The organism is Micromonospora foliorum, from assembly GCF_022229015.1.
Lineage (GTDB): Bacteria > Actinomycetota > Actinomycetes > Mycobacteriales > Micromonosporaceae > Micromonospora > Micromonospora foliorum.
The window spans coordinates 1-4,265 of the sequence record NZ_JAKKFF010000224.1 but is presented as its reverse complement, the minus strand read 5'-3'; the positions used below and the strand labels follow the sequence as shown (position 1 = coordinate 4,265).

Genomic DNA, 4,265 nt, shown 5'->3' with positions numbered 1-4,265 from the left:
GGCAGGCGCTGTGGGCCGCCGGTGCCGCGGCCCAGGACCGGCCGGGTCGGCTGCCCGGCACGGTGACCGGGGCGGCGGCGCCCACGCTGCCCGGGATGGAGGCGGTGGACCGGCTGGTCGCCGACGTGTGGGCCACCGGGTTGTCGCCGGAGAGCCATCCCGCCCGGTTCATCCGGGGTCAGCTCGACGTGCTCGGCGCGGTGCCGATCGCCCGGCTCGGCCGGGTGGAGCCGGGGCAACGGATCCGGGTCGGTGGCATCGTCACCCACCGGCAACGCCCGGCGACCGCGGGCGGGGTCACCTTCCTCAACCTGGAGGACGAGACGGGGATGCTCAACGTCACCTGTTCGCCGGGGCTGTGGCAGCGCTACCGGCGGGTGGCGCGGACCAGTGCCGCGCTGGTGGTCCGGGGGCGGTTGCAGCGGCACGAGGGGGTGACCAATCTGGTCGCCGACCGGCTGGATGCCATCGAGCCGCCGGTCAGCCCCGCCTCCCGTGACTTTCGCTGATCGTCGGATTCCCACGTTTGAACCCCAGCGTTCGAGGAGAAGTGCAGGTCGCGGGCAAGGCGGCCCGCGACCTGTTCGGGAGGCCTCATGTCACGGAAGCTGCGGGCGACCGCGTTCGCCGGGGTGCTCACCCTGGCACTCACCGGCTGTGGAGGAGTCGGTGGCGGCAACGACGAGGGCGGCGGTGGCACCGCCACCAAGGGCGCGCTCAGCACCATGGGTTTCGGCTTCTCCGACGAGATCGCCACCACCCGGGTGGACGCGTTCAAGCGGGACAACCCGGGCGTCGAGCTGAAGGTCACCGAGGGCGCGTTCGACGAGCAGCAGTTCCTCTCCGCGGTCGCCTCGGGAAACCCACCGGACCTGGTCTACCTGGACCGCAAGCTGATCGGCACGTACGCCAGGCGGGGCGCCATCCAGCCGCTGACCCAGTGCGTCGACAAGCAGGACATCGACCTGGCGCAGTACCGGCCCGCCGCCCGCGAGCAGGTCACCCTGGACGGCACCGTCTACGGCATCCCGGAGTTCTCCACCGTCCGGGTGGTCTACCTCAACGAGGGGCTGCTCAAGAAGGCCGGACTCACCGCTGACCAGGTCAACCTGGCCGACTGGGCCGCGTTGCCCGCGCTCAACGCCAAGCTGGCCTCGGTCTCTGGTGGCCGGCTCGCCCGGATCGGCATCGACCCGAAGATCCCCGAGTTCCTGCCGATGTGGGCCAAGGCCAACGGCGTCGACATGCTCTCCGCCGACGGTCGCGCCGCCAAGCTGGACGATCCCAAGGTGATCGAGGCGTTGACCACCGGGGTCAACCTGATCCAGCAGCAGGGTGGCTGGGGCGCCTTCAAGTCGTTCCGGGACACCTTCGACTTCTTCGGCGCGCAGAACCCGCTGTCGAAGAACCAGATCGTGGCCTGGCCCATGGAGGAGTGGTTCCTCAACCAGGCCGCCAAGAACTCCCCGAACGCCGAGCTGGTGGTCAAGCCGTTCGTGGACCGGCAGGGCAAGCCGCTGACCCAGTCCGCCGGACAGGCCTGGGTGATCACCAAGGGCGCGAAGAACCCGGACGCCGCGTGCGCGTTCGTCAAGAAGATGACCGCCACCGACACCTGGCTGGCCGCCGCGAAGGCCCGGGTGGATGCCCGCAAGGCCGCCGGCCAGCCGTTCACCGGCGTCTACACCGCCAACGCCGAGGCCGACAAGAAGATCTTCGACGAGCTGTACCAGCCGACCGGCAACAAGCGGTTCGACGACGCGGTGGCGACCATCCGTTCGGTGCAGGACGCCGCGTTCGCGCTGCCCGCCTCGCCGGCCGGCGCCGAGTTCGACAAGGCGTACTACGACGCGGTGAACCGGGTGCTGGCCGGCCAGGAGCAGCCCGCGCAGGCGTTGCAGCGCGCTCAGCGGGAGGCCACCGCGGCACTCGACAAGGCCACGAAGTAGTCCACGATGGCCACCGTCACCCCTCCCGTTCCGGGCCGGCGGCACCGTACGCCGTTGGCCCGGCGGGAGGCCCGCTGGGCGTACCTCTTCCTGGCGCCCTGGATCATCGGCTTTCTGATCTTCTACGCCGGGCCGATGCTCGCCAGCCTCTGGTTGAGCTTCACCGAGTACGACGTGATCAACCCACCGGAGTACACCGGGCTGGACAACTACCGGCAGCTGATGAGCGACCCGGCGGTGGCCCGCAGCCTCGGCAACACGGTCTACTACACGGCGCTGCACGTCCCGCTGGTGATGCTCATCTCGCTGGGGCTGGCGCTGCTGCTCAAGCGGGTCGGCCGGTTGCAGGGCTTCTTCCGGACGGTCTTCTACCTGCCGGTGATGACCCCGGCGGTGGCGGTCGGGATCCTGTTCCTGCTGCTGCTCAACACCCAGGACGGCCTGATCAACCGCGCCCTGGGCCTCGTGGGGATCGCGGGTCCGAGTTGGACCACCGACCCGCACTGGGTGATGCCCGGCGTCATCCTGATGAGCCTGTGGAGCCTCGGCTCCACTGTGATCATCTACCTGGCCGCGTTGCAGAACGTGCCCCGCGACCTGTACGAGGCGGCGGCCATCGACGGCGCCGGCCCCTGGGCCCGGTTCCGTTCGGTCACCCTGCCGATGATCTCGGGCTCGCTGTTCTTCACGTTGATCGTCAACACGATCGCGTCGCTGCAGATGTTCACCGAGGTCTACACCATGTACTTCGGTAACCGGGAGACCCAGAACACGTTCAACAGCGACGCGGCCAGTTTCTACGTCATCCACCTGTTCCAGGAGGCGTTCCAGTTCCTGCACATGGGCTTCGCCTCGGCGATGGCCTGGCTACTTTTCGTGATCATCTTGATCATCACTCTGATACAGGTGAAACTCAGCAACCGGTTCGTGTACTACGAGGGAGAAGACAAGTGACGGGCATGATGGGCCACAACGGCGTGGCCAACGCGCGACGGACCCGACTGACCAACGGCTGGGTGCCCGAGCAGCACCTTGAGCCGCGCGAGTACCAGATCACCGACGGCCCGGTGGCCAACGCCCGGCGATCCCGGGCGGAGGAGGATCCAGCAGCCGGGGACCAGTCGTGACGACCGCCGTCGAACGTGGCGCCGCCGCACCGGTACCCGGCCTCCAGCCGGGCCGGTCGGCGGCGCGCCGCCCGCCCGCCGAGCCGGCCCGCCGGCCGATCTGGCATCGGGTGCTGTTCGTGGCGGCGCTGGTCGGCGCCGCCGTGCTCTTCATGCTGCCGTTCGTCTGGCTGGTCAGCGCCTCGTTACGCCCCCGCGAGTACGTCTTCGCCCCCGGCTTCCTGCCCACCCCGTTCGCCCCGGAGAACTACGCCGAGGCGTGGCGGGCCGTGCCGCTGCTGACCTGGTTCGGCAACAGCGTGCTGGTCGGGGTGGCCGCCGCCGCCGCGGTGACCCTCTCCAGCGCCTGGGTGGCGTTCGGCTTCGCCTACTTCCGGTTCCCCGGCCGCAACCTGCTCTTCGGGCTGGTGCTGGCGACCATGATGCTGCCGTTCGCGGTCACCATGATCCCGACGTACCTGATCTGGTCGAACCTGGGGTTGACCGACACCCAGGTGCCGCTCTGGGCCGGCAACCTGTTCGGCTCGGCGTTCTACATCTTCCTGTTGCGGCAGTTCCTGCTCTCGCTGCCCCGGGAATACTTCGAGGCCGCCCGGATGGACGGGGCGAGCTACCCGCAGCTGTTCTGGAAGCTGGCCTTTCCGCTGATCCGGCCGGCGCTGCTGGTCGCCTTCGTCTTCGAGTTCAAGGCCAGCTGGACGGACCTGCTCAAGCCGCTCATCTACCTGCGCAACGAGCAGCTGTACACCCTGCCACGCGGCCTCAAGGTGGTGCTGGACCGGTTCGGTTACGGCGGTGAGCAACAGTGGGAGATCGTGCTCGCCGGCAGCGTGCTGGCCACCGTCCCGATGATCATCCTGTTCTTCCTGGCACAGCGGCACTTCGTCGAGGGCATCGCCACCACCGGCCGCAAGGGCTGACCGGGTGACTAGGCTCGACCGGGTGGAGCAGACCCGAGGCCGGTTCGCCGAGCCGCCGCTGACACCCCGTACCGCCGTGATCTGGTCGGTGCTCCGCGCCGAGCTGGACCGGCGCGGCGACGCCGAGCTCACCGTGCTGGACGTGGGCGGCGGCACCGGCGGTTTCGCCGTTCCGCTGGCCCGCGCCGGGCACCGGGTCACCGTCGTCGACGCCAGCCCCGACGCGCTCGCCGCGCTCACCCGCCGCGCCGCCGAGGCCGGGGTGGCCG

General features: G+C 69.6%; 6 protein-coding genes. All 6 read left to right on the top strand.

Annotation, left to right across the window (positions count from 1 at the left end; all coding sequences use genetic code 11):
• The coding region (locus PSH25_RS17305) for an OB-fold nucleic acid binding domain-containing protein (RefSeq protein ID WP_238660062.1) at positions 1 to 509 on the top strand (509 nt) is incomplete at its 5' end.
• A gap of 87 nt (positions 510 to 596) precedes the next feature.
• On the top strand, positions 597 to 1,949 hold the full coding sequence (locus PSH25_RS17300; protein WP_238660061.1) for an extracellular solute-binding protein: 1,353 nt from the start codon (positions 597 to 599) through the stop codon (positions 1,947 to 1,949).
• A 6-nt stretch (positions 1,950 to 1,955) separates the two neighbouring features.
• On the top strand, positions 1,956 to 2,903 hold the full coding sequence (locus PSH25_RS17295; RefSeq protein ID WP_238660060.1) for a carbohydrate ABC transporter permease: 948 nt from the start codon (positions 1,956 to 1,958) through the stop codon (positions 2,901 to 2,903).
• Complete coding sequence (locus PSH25_RS17290; RefSeq protein WP_167362520.1) at positions 2,900 to 3,076, top strand: hypothetical protein; 177 nt, start codon at positions 2,900 to 2,902, stop codon at positions 3,074 to 3,076. Before PSH25_RS17295 ends, PSH25_RS17290 begins: the two co-directional genes overlap by 4 nt.
• Positions 3,073 to 3,996 (top strand): carbohydrate ABC transporter permease, encoded by a 924-nt coding sequence (locus tag PSH25_RS17285; RefSeq protein WP_238660059.1) that lies wholly within the window; start codon positions 3,073 to 3,075, stop codon positions 3,994 to 3,996. Before PSH25_RS17290 ends, PSH25_RS17285 begins: the two co-directional genes overlap by 4 nt.
• 4 nt (positions 3,997 to 4,000) lie before the next feature.
• On the top strand, positions 4,001 to 4,265 hold a 265-nt coding region (locus tag PSH25_RS17280; protein ID WP_238660058.1), incomplete at its 3' end, for a class I SAM-dependent methyltransferase.